We start from the raw sequence: 18883 nt of genomic DNA, 5'->3' as shown, positions 1-18883 counted from the left end.
CAATCCACTACTCCACCACCCCACCCTACTGGGCCAGGCTGTAGCGCAGCTGCACGCCGGCTTCGGTGTTGGAGTTGCGGAAGGCGTTGCTGATGCGCGGCGTGGTGATGGTCTGGCTGTAGTAGAGCTGCAGGTTGAGGCGCGTGTTGAGCAGGTAGTCCACCGTGGGGCGCAGCTGCATGGTTTTCGAGCCGTTGGTGATGGTGCTGGTGGGGTTGCCCACGCTAGGCGTTTGGCCCTGGGTGTTGCCGGGGTCGTAGGAGTTGTTGATGCTGCGCTGCACCGTGATGTTGTCGCGGATGCTGAGGTCGAGGCGGGCAGTGAGGTTGTTCTTCAGCACGCGCTGCTCGCCGCCCACCCGGAAGGGCAGTTTCAGGCTGTTGGTGGCGTAGCCGAAGCCCACCACAATTTCGTTGGTGTGCAGCTCAGTCACCTGGGCGTTGGTGGTGTTCAGCACCACCGAGCGGTCGGTGCGGTACTCCACGCGGCCGGTCACCTTGCTCACGGTTTGGAAGTTCACCCCCACCAGCGGCGACAGGCGCTCCACAATGCTCACCTGGTTCACGATGTAGTACGGGATGTACTGGCCGCTTTCGCCCACGATGGTGGGGATGCTCGGCTCGCCGGTGTATTGGTTCGACGTGGTGTAGCTGCCCACGTTGTAGAGCGACGAATAGGCGTGGTTGAGGGTGAAGGACGTGAAATAGCGCTTGATGAGCGGCAGCTGGGCAAAGCCGTTGTAGTCGACGCGCCAGTTGGGCAGCGGCAGCATGGCAAACGGGTTGTACTTGCCGGCCGTGTAGCCGTCCGACGACTTGCCGTGGTAGGCGTCGTTGAAGCTCTGGATGAGGACGGCCTGCGAGTTGTAGCCATAGCCCACGAGGCTACCGGTGGGGTTGGTGCCGGCATCTCCTGCCAGCCGGTCGCGCACAATACCCCGGTTTTTCACAAAGCGGTCGAAAGCTTTCGATGTTTCGCCGTTGGCCCCCAGGTCGCCAAACAGCGTCTGGATGGTGACGGTGGACGTGCTGAACGAGCCCGAACCCAGCGACTGCGGCACGATGGGGCCACTCAGGGGCTGCAGCGTGTTTTCATCCACACGGCGGCGGTAGTACGACTCGTTGTTGCGGGCCAGCTGCCGGCGCGCATCCACCTGAATGTTGAAGTCGCGGAAGGGCTCCAGGGTGGTGCGCAGCGTCAGGGTTTCGGTCAGCAGCGAGCTGAGGGCCGTGTTGAGGTACTGGCTCTGGTCGGTGTACCAGCCGCGGCTGCTGGCGATGCCGTAGAGCTCGGCCAGGTCGTACTGCTTGCCGATGATGAACGGGATGCCCGGCGCCAGGGAGCTCTGGTCGCCGCTGCCAAAGCTTTCCAACCCGAAGAACTTGGTTTTGGGCAGGTATCCGGGCAGCAGCGTGCCGTTGGAGCGGTTGTAGGTGAAGTTGATGGAACGCGCCGTCATCAGCGAGCGCAGCACGGCCTTCACAAAGCGGTTCTTCTCGCGGGTGGTGTCGGCCGCAGGTTTCTCCACGTTGCGGCGGGCTTCGCCGGGGGCGCCGCGGCTCTGCAGCTCTTCGCGCGGCCCGCGGGCCTTGGCGCTGGGCGGCGGGGCGTTGTTGATGATGTTGAGAAACTTCACCTTGTTGTAGAGCTTCACCAGGTCAATCTTGCCGTTGGCGCTCAGCTCGGCGTTGTTCTGAATGGTGTTGCCCAGGTCGAGCACGTAGGTGGTGGTGTCGGTGGGGTCGGTGGGGTGCAGCAGCGCCCGCTGCCCGCGCGAGGCCGCCTGCCAGTTGTAGTTGGCCGAGTAGCGGGTGTCGGCGCTCAGCCAGTCGGTGAGCGGGAACTTGTCGAGGGGCAGGCGGTAGGTGAGCGAGGCCGTTTGGGTGAAGTTGGTGGTGCGGCCGCCGCGCAGCAGGTTTTGCTGCACCTGCTCGCGGTTGCGCACGGCCTCGTCGCTCACCCCGATGGTGCGGCCCGGGCCCTCGTCCACCACGCCCCGGTTGGTGGCGGTGTAGTCGAAAATCAGGCTCTTGGTCAGGTCCCACTTCAGGTCGTAAATCCGGCTCACGTAAAACGACTTCTGAATGACGGGCGCAATGCCGTCGGTGCTGGGCACCTCGCCGGGGTTCAGGATGCGCTGCAGGAACCGTTCGTTGTAGCGCCGGTCGATGTCGGTGCGGAACGAGAAGCGCGAGGGCAGCGGCGTGAAGTTGATTTCCTTGAAAATCTTCAGGTACGGGTTGTCCAGGGCCTTGAAGCTGGCCAGCGGCATGTAGTTCTTGGGCGTGGTCTGGTACACGTAGGCCACGGCCGCGGTGTAGGAACGGGTGTAGTCGCGGTCTGTCCGGATGTCGGTGTGCAGGCGGTCGGTCAGCGAGTAGCTCAGGGCGATGTTTTCGAGGTCCCAGGGTCTGGGCTTGGCCAGGGGCGCGCCGGGCTTGGGCTGGGCCCGCTCCTTGCGCGCGTTCAGCACCGAGATGCTGCGGCTGGTGGTTTGGTCGATGACCTTCTTGCGGTACTCGGCCTTGGCCGCGGCGTTTTCCGCGTCAGTGCCTTTGTTAAACTTCAGCAGGCTCTGCTCCAGCTTGGTATCGGGGTCCAGGGGGTCGTAGAGGGGCGTGCGGGTTTCCTGGCCCACTTGCAGCAGCACGGGCAAGCGCACGTTCAGCTGGGGCGGCAGGAATTTCTCGGCCGCCACGGTGGCGTTGAGGTCGCCGCGCAGCACGTTGTCGGTGGAGCGCTGCTGCACCTTGTCCTGCAAGCCGCCGAAACCCACGCTGGTGAAGCTGCCCGTGGCCGTCACGTTGGCCACATCGGCCAGCTTCACGTTCAGGCGAGCCGTGGCGGCGTAGCCGGCCTGCTGCTCGAAGTCGAACACCCGGAACTCGTCGGCCCACAGGTTCACCGTCTTCGAGGAGGTGCTCGGGTCGGCCCCGTCGTTGAAGGGGTTCAGCACGCCAATCATCACGCCCTGCACGGCCGAGAAGTCGGGGTTGCCCACCACCGTGATGGAGGCGCCGTTGGGCAGCTTCACCGTGAAGGGCACGTTGAGAGGGGAGGTTTGGTTACGCTTGGCCTTGGCGTCGATGAAGTCCTGGAACGACACGTCGAGGCGGTTGGCTTCGGGCCACACCTGGTTGGCCTTGTCAGCTTCCGAACCCGTCACTTGGGTGGCATCGGTCAGCTGCAGGGGCAGCGAGTACTCGTAGTAGTTCTGGGTGTAGTCGGTGCCGATGCGAACGAACGCCCGGGTATCGCCGCTGCGGGTGGTGGGGTCGTCGGTGTCGCCGTGCAAAAACAGCCGCAGGCGCTTGTAGCGCAGCATGTTAATGGTCAGGTTCTTATAGGCCGCCTTGGCATAGCCGTCGCGTAGGTTCACCACGGCCAGGCGCAGGCTCTGCTCGTTTTGCAGGCGCGAGGTGCTGCTGCTGCCGTACTCTTTGTCACGCAGGATGCCGGGGGGCGACACGTACGGAATCTTGGGAGTAGAGCCGCTGGCCACGGCGATGCCGTTTTCCTCCACACTCACCGTCGAGATGTTGAAGGCATCGGCGTCGGTGAGCTGGTTTTGGCCCAGCGCGCTGCCGGCCGCCGCATCCACAATGCTGTAGTTGAAGCGGCGCCACTGGTTGGCCACAAACTGCGGCTGCACCATCCGCAGCACCACCGGCTCCTGCCAGCCGGTCATGTACATGCGCAGGAAGCGGATGGACTTGAAACCGAACGGCTGGTTGTTGTTACCCCGCACCGCCGTGAAGCCGTCCCGAATCGGAATCCGGAACTGATACCACGTCACCTGCTCGTTGTTGACGGTATTCGTTACCTTGTCGATGATGTAGCGGGCGTCAGAGTTACCCACGTCCAGTTGGCCCGGCTTCAAGTGCATGCGGTACTCATAGTACCGCTCCACGTCCTGCACCACATTGTCGCGGTTCAGGTCTTCCTTGTCGGGGTAGGCCGTCGAGCTAAGCTGGCTGTTCTCGGGCGAGTTGCCTTCGTAGCCGTCGTAGTTCTTGTAGCGGCCCAGCAGCTTGGTGTTGCTTTGGTCGTAGCTCGGGTCGAGATGGTGGCGGAAGTCGTCGCCCGAGGGGTCGGGCAGGTTCTGGTAGGCCGGACCGTAGCCCACCTGGGGCGCCGCAGCCACCGCCTTGGCCCGCTCAGCGTCGTTGTTCAGGCCGTCGAGGCCCACGTCCTGCCGCTGCCGGGCACCCGGTGTTGCGTTAAACGCATCGGTCAGAAACTGCTGGCGCGAGACGAGGCCATAGGGCGTAGTGTTGGTATTATCGGCAATGTCCTGCGGGTTGTCCGTCACGGGCAGGCCGTTCTCGAATTCGTACTGGTTGTTGTCCTTCAGCACGTCCTCGCTCACGTTGCCCAGGTTCACAATCAGGTCGCCGCCGGTGGTGTTGGACTTAGGCGTGGGGTTGTCGGGGTCTTGCACCACGCCATTAGCCGTGTTGATGAACGGGTCCATCATCCAGAACTCCAGATACTCGACGTTGGCGTTGTCGAAATCGGTGTCGAAGGTAATGGCGCGGCTCACGCCCGCGAAGTTGTTGATGTTGGCCGCCGGATTAGCCGTAAGCTGATTGGGACGCAGAATTTTACCATTTTGGTCGACGTCCGGATTGTAATTGTAAGGCCCCCGCTCGTTGGGATAATAAGCCATGTCGAACGTATACTCGAAGCCGTTACCGGTCGAGCCCAGGTCCTTGTTCGGAAATACCTCGTCGCGCCGCACCCCGCGCACGTAATGATTTGCCAAGTCGGTGGCGGTGATGTTGGCGGGCACGTTGGGGCCGCCGGTGTAGTAGCTCTGGTCGATGGTATACCAGGCCAGTTTGGCGCGTTCGTAGTTGTAGGGCAGCCCCACGGCCGAGCTGCTCCTCTGCGGCAACGGCGTGCTGGCCAGGCGCCAGGCCGGAATGCTGGCCAGGCCGCCCAGCGTGTAGGGTGTGCGCGCATTCTCGAAGTCGTCGACGTACGACACACCGTTCTCGCCGTTGCCCAGCTGCGAGCGGCCCGGCAGCAGCTTGGCAAACTCGCCGCTAAACGCAATGGTCGAAATCTCCTTGGTCGACACAAACGGAAGCATGTCGAGGTACTTGGTCAGCACCCGGCTGTCTTTCCGAATGGCGCCGTCCAGCCCAATCAGGGTGTTGTTGCCCGGCTCGTCGCCAATGTTCACGCGGTTGATGCCCGGCGCCTGGTTTTCGAGCAGGTGCAGCACCGTGCCGCCAATGGTCACGTCGTTGTTCAGCTTGTAATCAAGGCGGGTGCCCACCAACTTGCGGGGCTGCACCTGCACCAGTGCGTTCTTCTCGAAGCTCACCCGCAGTTCGTTGGCCGAGTTGAGGTAGGCCGGGTTCAGGATTTTCACCTTGGCCTGGTCGTAGAACACTTGGTAGTCGACGCCCTCGGTCAGCAGCGTCGAGCCCGACGTCACGCGCACCGAACCCTGCGCAATGCCGATGCCCGGCAGGTTAATCTCATCAGAGCTGGAGCCGCCCTGGAAGCGCCCGCGCAGGAAGAACTTGTCCTTCTCCTGCACCTGCTGGGCGTCGCTCTGCGTCTGGTTGTACAGCTCCGAATACACGTACTTGGTAATCAGATTGACCTCGCCCGCCAGCTGCGTTTGCAGGTAGTTGCCGAATGGCTGCACATTCGGGAAAATGATTTTGCCCAGCTCCGGGTCAATGGTCACGCCCGGAAAATAGTCGAAGTTGCCGTCGGGCAGCTTGTCGTTGTTCGAGTTCACGTGGTCGAGGTTCAGCACCTCAATCAGCGGGCGGTTGGCAATTTTGGCCCCCTCCTTCAGCGAAATCAGGTCGACGCCGGTCTGGTCGTCCTTGTAAATGATTTGCAGCTGGAAGTTGTCGCGCTGCAATTGCGAAGCGTTCAGGGGATAGATGTTTTTCATCATCAAATCCCAGGTCGGCGTGTTGCGGGTTTGCAGGTTGGGGTTCTGCGGGTTTTTGGCGGGGTCGGCCAGGCCCACGCCAGGATTGCTGGCGCGCAGCATCTTCAGAAACAGCACCTGGTCGGGCCCCACGCTGCCGCCTTCACCCGCCGCCAGCTCGCCCACCTTGTAGGTTTGGCCGTTGTAGATGTACTCGTAGCTCACGCCCAGCACCTGGTCGGGCAGTAGGGCTGTGTTCAGCGAGAGGTAGCCCAGCTGGGCATTGAAGGTGTATTCGCGGGTGTCGAGTTTGCGGGCCCGCACCCGCTCGAAGTCGATGTTCTTGGTCAGGCCCTGGGCGCCCTGCAGGTAGTTGTCCACGCCCAGGTTGTCGCGGGTGCCGCCCGCCCCGGCCACGGCCGTAAACAGCGAGTTAGCGTTGTTGTCGGCCGGGCTCTGCTGGGTTTTCCCACCGAGGCTGTACTTGCTCTGGTACAGCCGGAACGGCTCGGCGATGTCCATCAGCGTCACCACGTTGCGCAGGCTTTCGGTGGTGCGGTTGTCGTTGGTCACGTACACCTCCAGGCGGTTGATGGTCACGCCGCTCTGAATGGTGGGCAGGTTGCGCAGGGCTTGGTCGTACCGGTCGCGGAAAAACTGCGACAGGAAGAAGTGCCGGTCCTTTTCGTACTGGCTGGCCTTGATTTCGTACTGCCGGCTCTGCGCCCCGTTCTGAATGCGCACCTCGTCGGCGGTGCCGCGCACGGTGGCGGCCACAGCCGTCACGCCCAGCCGCCCAAACTGCAGCTGCGTCTTGATGCCGAACAGGTTCTGCCCGCCCTGCACCAAGGAGTTGGTCAGCGGCAAGCTCACGTTGCCTAGGTCCACCTTCTTGATGATGTCAGTTTCCTCGCCCGCGTAGTCGAACTTCATCTGGTTGTCGAAGTCGAACGAAGCCTTGGTGTCGTAGTTGAACACCAGCTTGAGCTTGGTGCCGATGGCGCCCGTTAGGTTGACGTTGATGTTCTGCTCGAACAGGAAGTCGCCCACGCTCTGCTGGCGCAAGGTCAGGGCCGGGTTTTCGTTTTTGTTGAAGCGCGCGCCAAACTTGAGCGTGACGGAGCCCGCCGGCCGGATATCGACGTAGCTGCCGCCAAAAATGCGGTTGGCAATGGGCCCAAGGTAAATCTTGGGAATCAGGCGCTGGGCCTGGGGAGTGCCCGGCGCAGCGGCCGGGCCCGTAATGCCGCCTTTGGCCTTCTGGCGGTAGTAGTCGGCCACGGCCTGGCGGCGCTGGTATTCCTCGTACTGCTTGTAGGTGAGCGCGCTGGGGTCGCGGTAGTCAATGTCGGACCCTATTTTTTCCTGCACCTGCACATTTTGCAGGCTGTCGTCAACCGTGACGCCCAGTTTTACGTTCTTGGGCAAGGGCAGCACCAGCGGCGACTCGCGGCGGTGCGGCCCAAAAGGGCTGCCCGGCCGGTCGTGGGCCCGCACCCGGGGGCGCTTGCTGGGCTTGTAGGGGCCCGTGGTGTCGGCCACCGCGCCGCGGAGGCGCGGGGTGTCCTGGGCCAGGGCCCGGCTGGCGCGCAGCCACAGGCGGCCGAGGCGTGGCGTGCCCGCCGGTGCGGCCTGGGCCCACCACGCCAGCAACGACGCAACCACAACTACCGACGCGGGGAGTAATTTCTGACCGGATTTCAAGCAGGGTAAAGGGATGAAGCCAGGGGCGCAATGAGCCCCAAGCTGTTAGCTGTTAGCCGATTGAATGACCGGCGATACTCTCTCTGGTGGCTCTTCAAACAATGAAGCAAAAATTGGGCCCGCTCCCGGCACCAAAGGAGGCGCAGGAGCTGCTAGCTAGCAGCGAAAGGCCGCTGGCTAACAGCTAAAAACGGTCCGGACTCAATGCGACTTCAAAGCAAATTTAATCAATTCCTCCACGCTCAGCTCCCCACCGTGCTTCTGCTGAATCTGGTCCAGCTGCTTCTCGGCGGCGGCCCGCGCAAAGCCGAGGGTCACCAGGGCCTGCAACGCTTCGGCGCGCCGCGTATTGTGCTGGCGGGCCAGCGGCACCGTGTCGACGCCGGCCTTGGCCAGCAGTTCGTCCTTCCGCATCTTGTCTTTGAGCTCCAGAATCACGCGCTGAGCCGTTTTCGGTCCCACGCCTTTGATGGCCTGAATGGCGCGCACGTTTTCGTGCACAATGGCGTCGCGGATTTCGCCCACGCTCATGCTGCTCACCATCACGATGCCCGTGCCCGGCCCGATGCCCGACACCGAAATCAGCTGCAGAAACAGCGCCTTCTCGCTGGGGTCCAGAAAGCCGTACAGTGTCTGTCCGTCCTCCTTGATGTGCTGGTAGGTATAGATTTTGGTGGCCTCTCCCTCCGCCGGCAGCTTGGAGAAAGTGGCTAGTGAAATGCGGACTTCGTAGCCCACACCTAAAATATCAACAATGGCCAGTGTGGCGTCTTTGTAGGCAAGTTTACCGTCGAGGTAGGCAATCATAGAGCGGGAAAGGAGAAACGGAAAAAGCGCTTCGGTAGCGGGTCAACACCGGCAAGGGGGTTTTCCCTCCCAAATTTACTGGCTTTTAGGCCAAAATTTTTGGGCAAAATGAAGAAGTTGTGAAGCTTCAGGCAACAAGGTAAGAAGCACGACATGCCGAACGCAGCGAAGCACCTTTACCGCAGCAGTAAATCAAATTACTCTTGCGGTAAAGATGCTTCGCTGCGTTCGGCATGTCGTTCGGCTGCTCTTTCCTAAGCCCCGCTCCTACAGCGCCTTGCTGCCCATCTGCGCATCGACCACGGCAATGGAAGCCATGTTCACAATGTCGCGCACGCTGGCGCCGAGCTGTAGGATGTGCACCGGTTTGCGCATGCCCATCAGCACAGGCCCAATCACCTCAGCACCACCAATTTCCTGGAGCACCTTGTAGGCAATGTTACCCGATTCCACATTCGGAAACACCAGCGTGTTGGCGCCCTTTTCCGCCAAGGGCGAGAAGTCGTAGTGCTCCTGCAGCAGTTGCGGGCTCAGGGCCACGTTGGCCTGCATCTCGCCGTCAATCAGCAGGTTGGGGAAGCGGGCCTTGGCCAGTTCGGTGGCTTTGCGGGTTTTTTCGGGCAGCACACCGGCGTTGGAGCCAAAGTTGGAGTAGCTGATGACGGCAATGCGCGGCTCGGTGTCGAAGAACTTCACGGCGCGGGCCGTGAGGCCGATAATCTCCACCATTTCTTCGGCCGTGGGGTTGATGTTCACCGTGGTATCGGCAAAGAAATACGGACCCTTCTTGTGCTGAATGATGTACATCGAAGCCACGCGGCGCACGCCTTCCTCGGTGCCAATTACCTGCAGCGAGGGAATGATGCTCTTGCCGTAGTCCTTGGTGAGGCCGGTGATGCAGGCGTCGGCCTCGCCGGTTTCCACCATCATGGCAGCGAAATAGTTGCGCTCCCGCATCAGGCGGCGGCCTTCGTAGAGCGTCATGCCGCGGCGCTGGCGCTTGCCGTAGAGAATGGCCGCGTACTCGTCACGCTTGGCGTCTTGCTTCAGAATGTTGATGATTTCACAACCTTCCAGGTCCACGCTGTTTTCGCGGGCAATGGTTTCAATCTTCTCCTGCGGCCCCAGCAGAATGGGCCAGCACACGCCTTCGTCGCGCAGAATCTGGGCGGCCTTGAGAATCTTGTAGTTGTCGGCCTCGGCAAACACCACCCGCTTAGGATTGGCCTTGGCGGCCGAGGTGATGCGGTTCATCAGCTTCTGGTTCACGCCGAGGCGCGCACGCAGGTGGTCTTCGTAGGCCGCCCAGTCTTCGATGGGCGCCTTGGCCACGCCGCTTTCCATGGCCGCCCGGGCCACGGCCGGGCTGATGCTGGTGATGAGGCGTGGGTCGAGGGGCTTGGGGATGAGGTAGGTACGACCAAACGCCAGCGTGTTGTCGCCGTAGGCCTTGTTCACCATCTCGGGCACCGGCTCCTTGCTCAGCTCGGCCAGGGCGTGCACTGCGGCCAGCTTCATGGCCTCGTTGATTTCGGTGGCGCGCACGTCCATAGCCCCCCGGAAAATGTAGGGGAAGCCCAGCACGTTGTTCACTTGGTTGGGGTGGTCGGAGCGGCCGGTGGCCATGATGAGGTCGTCGCGCGTGGCCATGGCCAGCTGGTAGCTTACCTCGGGGTCGGGGTTGGCCAGGGCGAAGACGATGGGGTTTGGCGCCATTTTCAGCAGCAGGCCGGCCGGCAGCACGTTAGCCGCCGAGAGGCCCAGAAACACGTCGGCGCCTTCCAGGGCCTCTTCCAGATTATTCACGGCCCGGCTGGTGGCAAACTGCATCTGAATGGGTGCCAGGTTGGTGCGCCGTTCGTGAATGAGGCCGTCTTTGTCGAACACCACCACGTTTTCCTTTTTCAGGCCCAGCGCCAGGTACAGCCGCAGGCACGACACGGCCGCCGCGCCCGCGCCGCTCACCACCATCTGCACCTCTTCAATCTTTTTGCCCACGATTTCCAGCGCGTTCAGCAGCGCGGCCGACGAGATAATGGCCGTGCCGTGCTGGTCGTCGTGCATCAGCGGGATGTTCATCTTCTCGCGCAGCTCTGTCTCAATGCGGAAGCATTCCGGCGCCTTGATGTCTTCCAAGTTGATGCCGCCGAAGGTGGGCTCCAGGGCCTTCACAATGCGGATAAACTCGTCGGGGTCGGTGGCGTCAATCTCAATATCGAAGCAGTCGATGCCGGCAAACTTCTTAAATAGTACGCCCTTGCCTTCCATCACTGGCTTACTAGCGGCGGGGCCAATGTTGCCCAGCCCCAGCACGGCCGTGCCGTTTGAAATCACGGCCACCAGGTTGCCCTTGGCGGTGTATTTGTACACGTCGTCGGGGTTGGCGGCGATTTCCTTGCAGGGCTCGGCCACGCCCGGCGAGTAGGCCAGGGCTAGGTCGAGCTGGGTGCTCACCGGCTTGGTGGGGATGACCTCAATCTTGCCGGCGGGCTCCTGCGAGTGGTAGTTGAGGGCGTCTTGCTTGTTTATTTTCAGCATCGGGGAATTCTTCGGGAAATGGAAACGGCCGCGCGGGCAGCGCGGCCGTGTAAGGCGAAATTAGGACGAAAAGCGCGGCAATGCCGGTTATTGCCTTTAAAAACCGCCTACGGATGCGCTTAGCTCTGCGGCACCAGCAGCTTCTGGCCCAGCTTCACCTCGTCGGACGTGAGGTGGTTGACTTCGCGCAGCTGCTGCACGCTCACCCCAAACCGGCGCGAGATGTTGAACAGCGTGTCGCCGGGCTGCACCAGGTGCACCTTCGAGGCCAGGTCCTGCTTGCCCGGCGTGGCTTTGAGCTTGGTTTTAGGCGCAGCTGCCAGTTCTTTTGCCGCAGCCTTGCCCGATTTGCGCGAGGCCTCAGCCACCGCCTCAGTTTCGGCCGGAGCGCTGAGGGCCAGTCGCTGGCCCAGCACTACATTTTCAGAGGGCAGTTTATTCCAGGCCACCAATTGCGCCACGGTCACGCCGTGCTCGCGGGCAACCTTGGTGAGGTTGTCGCCCTTGCGCACGGTGTAAGGGCCGTTGTTCATGGCCTCGTCAGCTGCCGAGGTGGTTTCAGCGGCTGCTTCCGGCTCGACGGCTACGGCAGCTTTGGCTTCGTTGCGTCTGGCCTCGGCGGCCTGCGACTGGGCCAGGCGGCGGGCGGCCACGCGGGCCTGGGCATCAGCAGCGGCCTGCTGAATGGCTTGCCGCTGCCGGATGGCCACCAGCCGGGCCTCCTGCTGCTTTTCCTGCTTAATCAGCTCCTGCACCCGGGCCACTTCCCGGGCGTTGGCCTCAGCCTGCTCCTTGCGGGCCAATACTTCCTCCTCCGAAACCAACGACCGCACCGGGCGTGGCGCGGCCGCAATGGCTTCCACCGGCGCTTTCGGCGTGCTGGGTGCCGCGGCGGGCAGGGGCACAAAAACGACCAGCTGCTTGCCAGGCTTCAGTGCCTTGCCCTTGGGCAATTCGTTCCAGCGGCGCAACTGGCTTTGGCTTACTTCAAACCGCTCGGCTAGGCTGGCCAGGGTTTCGCCTTTTTTCACCTTGTGCGGCACCCGCCGGAAACGGGGTGCCGCCGCTTCGTCTTCGGTGCGCGGGCCGCCGGTAGCGGCCAGCATTTGCTTGCTCACCCAAGGCTCCACGCCCTCCAGGCGCGGCGGCAGCGCGGCCAGCGGGCGCGGCAGCTCCGCCACCGGCTGGCAGTAGTCCAGCAGGGTATTGCGGTCCACATCGCCCAAATGCTCCGCCGCCGAGGCCGGAAACCGCACCGTGTAGGAGCGGTAGCCAGCCGGCAGGGCCGCGCGGCGCAACTCGGGGTTGAAGCGGGTGAGGAACAGGGAATCCTCGTAGCCACAGGCCCGGCTTAGGCGGCGCAGGTCGAAGGCGCGGCCGCGCAGGCCCAGCGTGTCCATGGGCTCGGCGTACTGGTAGCGCAGCTTGTCGGAGTGCAGGCCGTGGGACTCGGCGTATTTCATGCTGTACATGATGGCCGTGAAGGTGGGCACGTAGTTGCGCGTTTCGGCCGGCATGTGCGGGTACAGGTCCCAGAAATTCTTTTTGCCGGTGCGGCGCATCACGCGCTGTACGCTGCCGGCACCCCAGTTGTAGGCGGCCAGTACCAGCTCCCAGTCATGAAACACGCCGTAGAGGTAGCGCAGGTGCTTGCAGGCTGCCTCGGTAGCTTTTTCGGGTGCCATGCGCTCGTCTATCCACTCGTCGCGCACTAGGCGCAGGTCGCCGGCCGTGGGGCCCATGAACTGCCAAAGGCCGGTGGCGCCCACCGGCGACTTCGCGGTCGGAATCAGGGCCGATTCCACCACGGCCAGGTACTTCAGGTCGACGGGCAGGTTGTATTTGGCCAGGTATTTCTCAAACAGGGGGAAGTAAAGATTCTCGCGCTCCAGCACGCGCTGCAAGTAGCTGCGGTTGCGGGCCGTGAACAAGGTCACGTAGGCCATCACCGCGTTGTTGAACTGGTGCGGCACATCGGTTTCGAAGCAGCCCACCCGGTCGCACACCAAGTCGCGCAGGGTAGGCGGAGTGCGCAGCCACTCCAGCCGGGCCGAATCGACCTGCACGGGTGCTGCCACCAGCGAGTCGGGCTGCAGCTCCAAGCGCACCCGCACCGTGTCGCCCAACAGCGCTGGCATCGTGGTGCTTACGCGGCCGGCGGAGTCCGGGGCGGGCACCTGTTGGGCCATGGCTTTGGGCAGCGGCAATAGCAGCCCCAGCAGCCCCAGGCTCAGCCAACGGTGGTGGCGACAGGGCATTTTTGCGTGCTTAATCCCTTGCTTCATAGCACTAAGATATGTATTAGATAAAGAAGTTGTAGAGATGAAAGCAAAAAATTCCCATACGCAGCCCACTACCTTCAAGGTGACATCCAAACGAAAAAAGCCCCGGCCGTTTGGCCGGGGCTTTTTCTGGTTTTGAAAAAACTTACTTTTAAGCAGGTACTTCCTCCGTGATTGTGGCAGCAAAAGCCAGCAAATCAGCCTCCCGGAAAGCGCCGGCCATCACCTGCAAGCCAATGGGTAAACCGGCGGCATCCTCCCCTACCGGCACCGAAATGGCGGGCACGCCGGCCAGCGAGGCCTGCACCGTGAAAATATCGGCCAGGTACATCGAAACCGGGTCTTGCTTCTCGCCGATTTTGAAGGCCGTGGTGGGTGTGGTGGGCAGCACCAGGAAATCGTACTGGCGCAGCAGCTCGTCGGTTTTTTCCTTGATGAGCCGGCGCACGCGCTGGGCTTTGGTGTAATAAGCGTCGTAGTAGCTGGCGCTGAGCACGAAGGTACCAAGCATGATGCGGCGCTGCACCTCAGCCCCGAAGCCCTGGGCCCGGCTCTTCTTGTAGAGCGACTCCAAATCCGTAGCATCCGGGGCGCGGTAGCCGTACTTCACCCCGTCGAAGCGGCCCAGGTTGGAGCTGGCTTCGGCCGTGGTGAGGATGTAGTAGGTCGGAATCATGTAGTCGAGGTAGGGAAACTCCACCGCCTCCACCACGTGGCCCTGGCCGCGCAGTAGCTCCAGTTGCGTTTCCAGTGCCGCTTTGATTTCCGGGTTCAGCCCTTCACTGTTCACGGCATCGGCGATGTAGCCGATGCGGTAGTGCGGCGCAGGCGCGAGCAGCTGGCTATAGGCAGGCACCTCGCGTTGGCTGGCGGTGCTGTCCATGCCGTCGGGGCCGGCCATTATTTCCAGCAGCAGGGCGGCATCGGCCACCGAGCGGGTAATGGGCCCTATCTGGTCGAACGACGAGGCGAAGGCCACCAGCCCATAGCGCGAAATGCGCGAGTATGTGGGCTTGAAGCCCACCACCCCGCAAAATGCCGCCGGCTGGCGCACCGAGCCGCCCGTATCGGACCCAATTGAAGCCAGGCACATATCAGCCTGCACGGCCACCGCCGAGCCGCCCGACGAGCCGCCAGGCACCCGCGCCGGGTCGGCCGCGTTGCGGGCCGGGCCGAAGTAGGAAGATTCGTTCGAGCCCCCCATGGCAAACTCGTCGCAGTTTTGCCGGCCAATGAGAATGGCGTCGGCATCGAGCAGGCGCTGTACGGCCGTGCCGGTGAACAGCGACTTAAAGCCATCTAGCATCAGGCTGCTGCTTTGCAGCGAGTGCCCGGCGTAGGCCAGCACATCCTTCAGGCCGATGACCATGCCGGCCAAGGGCCCGGCGGTGCCGGCGGCCAGTTTAGCATCCACGGCGTCGGCCTGGGCGCGGGCCTCGTCGGGCCACACTTCCAAGAAGGCGTTGAGGGTGGGGTTCTGGCGCTCGATGTTGCCCAGATAATACTCAACGAGCTGCCGGCAGGACGTGGTGCCCGCCGCCAGCTCGCTACGAACTTCGGATAAAGACTGAAAACGCTTCAAACTACTTGCAGATTAGGTGCGCCCAAAGTTAGGCATCGGCGCTAGGACTGGCGTTGGCCGGAATGTAAGGCTGCCGGGGCTGGGTGCCCTCGGGGGCCAGATTGGGCGGCAGCTGCGAGGCCACAGGCGGGGCCGGCTCCTCGGTTTTGTGCGTGAATGCCTCGTCGGCAGCAGCCGTGGCCGCGGCAGCCGTGGTGGGCGCTACGTAAGCCGGCGTGGCCCAGGGGTCGAAGCCCGAGGCAGGCTCGGCATCAGCTACCGGCAGCGGGGCCGGGTACTGGTTTTGGGCGCCGTATTGCTGCTGGGGCGGGTAATTGTTGTTTTGCTGAGCGTAGTTGTTGGGCTGGGCTGGCTGGCCGGCCTGCTCAAACTCGCGTCTGATTTCTGTGCTGGCGTCCTTAAACTCACGGATGCCCTTGCCCAGACCCCGGGCCAATTCTGGAATTTTATTGGCCCCAAAGAAAATGAGGATGACCACCATAATCAGTATCACCTCGGAACCACCAATATCACCAAACATAAAGAGGACAGTTTAAATACTTAAAAACAGAAAAACAGCGTGTGGCGCTACTGACGCGGCTGCGAAGCGGGGTCGTTGGGATTATAGGCCGGCGGCGTGGGCTGCTGGTAGCCCTGCTGCGGATAACCCTGCGGGGGTTGCTGGGGATATCCCTGCTGGGGCTGTTGCGGATACCCATGCTGCGGATAGCCCTGTTGCGGCTGTTGGGGGTAGCCCTGCTGTGGGTATTGCTGCTGGTAGGGCGGCTGCGTGGGCTGGTCGCGGTACTGCGGCTGCTCTTCGGCTGGGGCACTGGCGTTCTTAAACTCACGCACCCCCTGGCCCATGCCACGGAAGAGCTCTGGAATGCGCTTGGCGCCAAACAGCAGAATAATGACGAACAGAATAAGCAGGATTTCGGTGGTGCCGAAGCTGCCAATTAGAAACAGGGGATGGTGCATGAGCGCATGGGCGCCAGGGCCCGATTAGGATGATAAAGGAGGATATACGCAGCCAAGCGCATTTTGGAGTGCCAAAGATACCCGATTGCAAGTGTTTGCTGAATGAAGCCGTTGCTTCGCAGGTAAATCAGTGTTATTGGACGGGTGAAAATTTGAGTTGAACGGATTGGCCTCAGCTGAACATGAACACTTCGTTAGTTTTGTTAAGTTTGTCACTTTGAGCTTTATTCTTTCCGATTAGCTTGAAGCTTCCTTTACTTCTTGCCAACTTCTGCTGTGAAATCTCCCAAAAACGCCACGCCCGCCGATGCCGACCTGCGCCAGGTAAACGAGACGGAACGCCTGGAATCGCTGCACAGCTACCAAGTGCTGGATACGGGTCCGGAGCAGGTGTTCAACGACATCGCGCAGCTGGCCGCCTTCATTTGCGGCACGCCCATTTCGCTGGTTTCCCTGATTGATGGCGAGCGGCAGTGGTTCAAAGCCCGGGTGGGCCTGCAAACGCAGGAAACCCCGCGCGAATACGCTTTCTGCCAGTACGCCATGCGGGCCGACAACGTGTACGAGGTGCGCGACGCCACCACCGACGCCCGCTTCGCCGACAACCCCCTGGTGACCGGCGACCCCAACATCCGCTTCTACGCCGGCGCCCCCCTGCTTTCGCCCGAGGGCCAGCCGCTGGGCACCCTTTGTGCCATCGACACCATTCCGCGCGAGCTCACCACCGACCAGCGCGACGCCCTCCGCATCCTCGCCCGCCAGGTGATGGCGCACCTGGAGCTGCGCCGCATTCGGGTGCAGCTTGAAGACGAACGCCAGAAACTCGACGGCGTGCTGCGCATGGCCAACAACGCCGGCGACGGCCTCTACGCCAACACCCGCGCCGAAATCTTCGTGAAGCAGGACCAGCGCCTGGTGCGCGTGCCCACCGCCGACCTGCAATACGTGGAGGCCCTGGGCGACTACGTGAACTTGCACACCAACCGCGAGCGGCTCACCATGTACGGCACCATGAAAGACTTGGAAACCAAGTTGCCGGTGCGCGATTTTGCCCGGGTGCACCGCAAGTACATCGTGCGCCTCGACCGCATTGTGGCCATTGAGGGCGATGTGGCCTTGCTCGATGGGGTGCGCGACAGCAGCGCGGCGCGCGGCGCTGTGCGCGTGCCCATCGGCAGCTCCTACAAAGCCGGCTTGCTGGGTCGCTTGAACCTAGTGTAGCCAGCGACTGCTTGTCGCATTGGCTTGCGCCTAGCCAAGCGGTCCGTTCGCCGGGTCAAAGGGTCCGTTCACCGAGTTGCCCAGATTTTAACCCCCGGCATTCGCCAATTTTGAATCGGTTATCGGTTGCAGCAAGCTCCAAAGGCCGCTTCTGCCGACAGCTAAGTTTGTTTTCATAGCTCAGAAAGACACCGCGCTTTGCTCGGTGTTTTTTTTTGCCCAAACGGCCGCGCCTGTCACTGCGAGCGCAGCGAAGCAATCTGTCCCGTAAGAATCAGAAACTCTCTTTTACCAGAAAGCCCCGGTGCTGCGCAGTACCGGGGCTTTCTGGTAAAAGAGCGTGTTGGATGTTGTACAGGACGGATTGCTTCGTCGTACCTCCTCGCAATGACAGGGGTTTTTATTTATGTCCCAGCCAGTTTTCAGGGTTGAGGTTGGCCGAGTTGTGCCACACCTGAAACTGCACTTCGGACGTGCCCTCGGCGTTGGTGGCCACCGTGCCGATGACTTCGCGGGCACTCACGCGCTGGCCCTCGTGCACGTTCACGGAGCGCAGCTTGGCATACACCGTGAAGAAGTCGCCGTGCTGAATCATGACAATGGTGTTCATGCCGGCGATGTTGGCGATGGTGAGCACCTTGCCATCGAAGCAGGAACGCACTTCCTCGCCGGCTGCAGTCTGGATGTCGACCCCACGGTTTTCGACGGTCACGTGCTTGAGCACGGGGTGCGGGTGGCGGCCGAAATGCTGGCTGATGAAACCCCGGCTCACGGGCCAGGGCAGCCGGCCCTTATTGCCGGAGAAGGACGACGAGGCCAGCGCTGTTTCGGGCGTGAGGGCAATGCGCACGGCCCGGCGGTCGGCGGCCGCTTCTGCTGCCGTTTCGGGAGCGTCCGACTCGGGCGCGGCGGTGTCGTTGTTGGCGTCGTTGGTTTCTTCGCTAGCTGCTGTTTCGCGGCGTGGGCGCGCAGGGCCGGCGCCACCACCCGCATTGCGCGCGGCGGCGGCCCGGCGGGCTTCGCGGGCAGCGGCCAGCGCGGCTTGGCGGCGCGCGGCCAGGCGGGCAGCCCGGGCGGCGCGGGCTATTTCCTCGCGCACCCGCTCGGCTATCAGGTTGTCGAGGCGGTTCACGGCTTGGCGGCGCTCTTCCAGCTCTTGGCGCAGGCCCTGCTCCTGCTGGCTGAGCTGCTGCACCATCTCATCTTCCTTCGACTTGAGCGTGAGCAGGTTTCTATTTTCGTTCAGCTGGTTGTTCAGCAGGCTGCTCTTGCGCTTCTGCTGCTGCGTGAGGCCCGAGAGCTGCTGGTGCAGCCGGTACTGCGTGCCCATGATGCGGGCCGCCTGGCGCTGCCGCTCCTCGGTGTATTGACGGATGTAGCGCAGGCGCAGCGCAAACTGGTTGAACGACTCCGAGGCAAACAAGAACATCAGTCGGTTGAAGCCGTTGGCCGTTTTTGAAGCCGTGTAGAGCAACCGGGCGTATTCGCCTTTTAGCTCGCGTAGGTTCTTCTGGGTTTGCAGCACCTGCGTGGCCGTTTGCTGCACGTTGGTTTCGATGCCGTGCAGCTGGGTCGAAATTCCTTGGATGACCTGCTTCTTCTCTGTCAGCTTTTCCTTGATGACGTTGAGCTGGCCCAGGCTCACCTTCTTTTTCTCCTGGGTTTGGTTCAGGGCTTGGCTGGTGGCTTGAATCTGGCGCAGGTTGGCCTGGCGCTCGCGCTCCAGTTGCTCCTTGGTTTTGGTGCGGGCTGAGCTGGTGGGGCGGCGGGCCTTGTTGGTTCGGGTTTTGGTGCGGGCCGGGGCAGTTTTGGCCGGTTGCTTCTTCTTGCGTTGCTGGGCAGCTACCGGCAGCGCCAGCCACACGCTGAGCAGACACAGCAGCACCAAGC

The 18883-nt window shown here is 62.3% G+C and carries 9 protein-coding genes; 1 reads left to right on the top strand and 8 read right to left on the bottom strand.

Annotated elements, in window-relative coordinates; translation table 11 throughout:
• Positions 1–25 precede the first annotated feature (25 nt).
• The 7 genes from sov to I2I01_RS23575 all read right to left on the bottom strand — a co-directional run bounded on the left by sov (position 26) and on the right by I2I01_RS23575 (position 15772).
• Positions 26–7603 carry a T9SS outer membrane translocon Sov/SprA gene (gene sov, locus I2I01_RS16055; RefSeq protein WP_196287476.1) on the bottom strand — a complete coding sequence of 2526 codons (7578 nt, stop codon included), beginning with the start codon at positions 7601–7603 and terminating at the stop codon, positions 26–28.
• 201 nt (positions 7604–7804) lie between these two features.
• Positions 7805–8410, bottom strand: coding sequence for a Holliday junction branch migration protein RuvA (gene ruvA, locus I2I01_RS16050; protein ID WP_196287475.1), 606 nt, complete (start codon positions 8408–8410; stop codon positions 7805–7807).
• A 267-nt stretch (positions 8411–8677) separates the two neighbouring features.
• Positions 8678–10948: an NADP-dependent malic enzyme gene (locus I2I01_RS16045; RefSeq protein WP_196287474.1), complete on the bottom strand. Its 2271-nt coding sequence runs from the start codon at positions 10946–10948 to the stop codon at positions 8678–8680.
• Between the two features lie 119 nt (positions 10949–11067).
• Entirely contained in the window at positions 11068–13206 is a 2139-nt protein-coding gene (locus I2I01_RS16040) for a LysM peptidoglycan-binding domain-containing protein (protein ID WP_196287473.1), read from the bottom strand.
• A gap of 175 nt (positions 13207–13381) precedes the next feature.
• Positions 13382–14812 carry an Asp-tRNA(Asn)/Glu-tRNA(Gln) amidotransferase subunit GatA gene (gene gatA, locus I2I01_RS16035; RefSeq protein ID WP_196287472.1) on the bottom strand — a complete coding sequence of 477 codons (1431 nt, stop codon included), beginning with the start codon at positions 14810–14812 and terminating at the stop codon, positions 13382–13384.
• A 28-nt stretch (positions 14813–14840) separates the two neighbouring features.
• On the bottom strand, positions 14841–15332 hold the full coding sequence (locus I2I01_RS16030; protein WP_196287471.1) for a Sec-independent protein translocase subunit TatA/TatB: 492 nt from the start codon (positions 15330–15332) through the stop codon (positions 14841–14843).
• A 47-nt stretch (positions 15333–15379) separates the two neighbouring features.
• On the bottom strand, positions 15380–15772 hold the full coding sequence (locus I2I01_RS23575) for a Sec-independent protein translocase subunit TatA/TatB (RefSeq protein ID WP_196287470.1): 393 nt from the start codon (positions 15770–15772) through the stop codon (positions 15380–15382).
• A 276-nt stretch (positions 15773–16048) separates the two neighbouring features.
• Here I2I01_RS23575 and I2I01_RS16020 point away from each other — a divergent pair, with 276 nt between their 5' ends.
• Positions 16049–16993, top strand: a complete 945-nt coding sequence (locus I2I01_RS16020; RefSeq protein ID WP_196287469.1) for a GAF domain-containing DNA-binding protein — start codon at positions 16049–16051, stop codon at positions 16991–16993.
• A gap of 400 nt (positions 16994–17393) precedes the next feature.
• On the opposite strand, the gene I2I01_RS16015 is transcribed toward I2I01_RS16020, so the two are convergent.
• Entirely contained in the window at positions 17394–18878 is a 1485-nt protein-coding gene (locus I2I01_RS16015; RefSeq protein WP_317196899.1) for a murein hydrolase activator EnvC family protein, read from the bottom strand.
• Positions 18879–18883: the final 5 nt, after the last annotated feature.

This window comes from Hymenobacter properus (assembly GCF_015694735.1).
Classification (GTDB): domain Bacteria; phylum Bacteroidota; class Bacteroidia; order Cytophagales; family Hymenobacteraceae; genus Hymenobacter; species Hymenobacter properus.
Note: the sequence above shows the minus strand (reverse complement) of the source record. Positions and strands in the feature narration are given on the sequence as shown.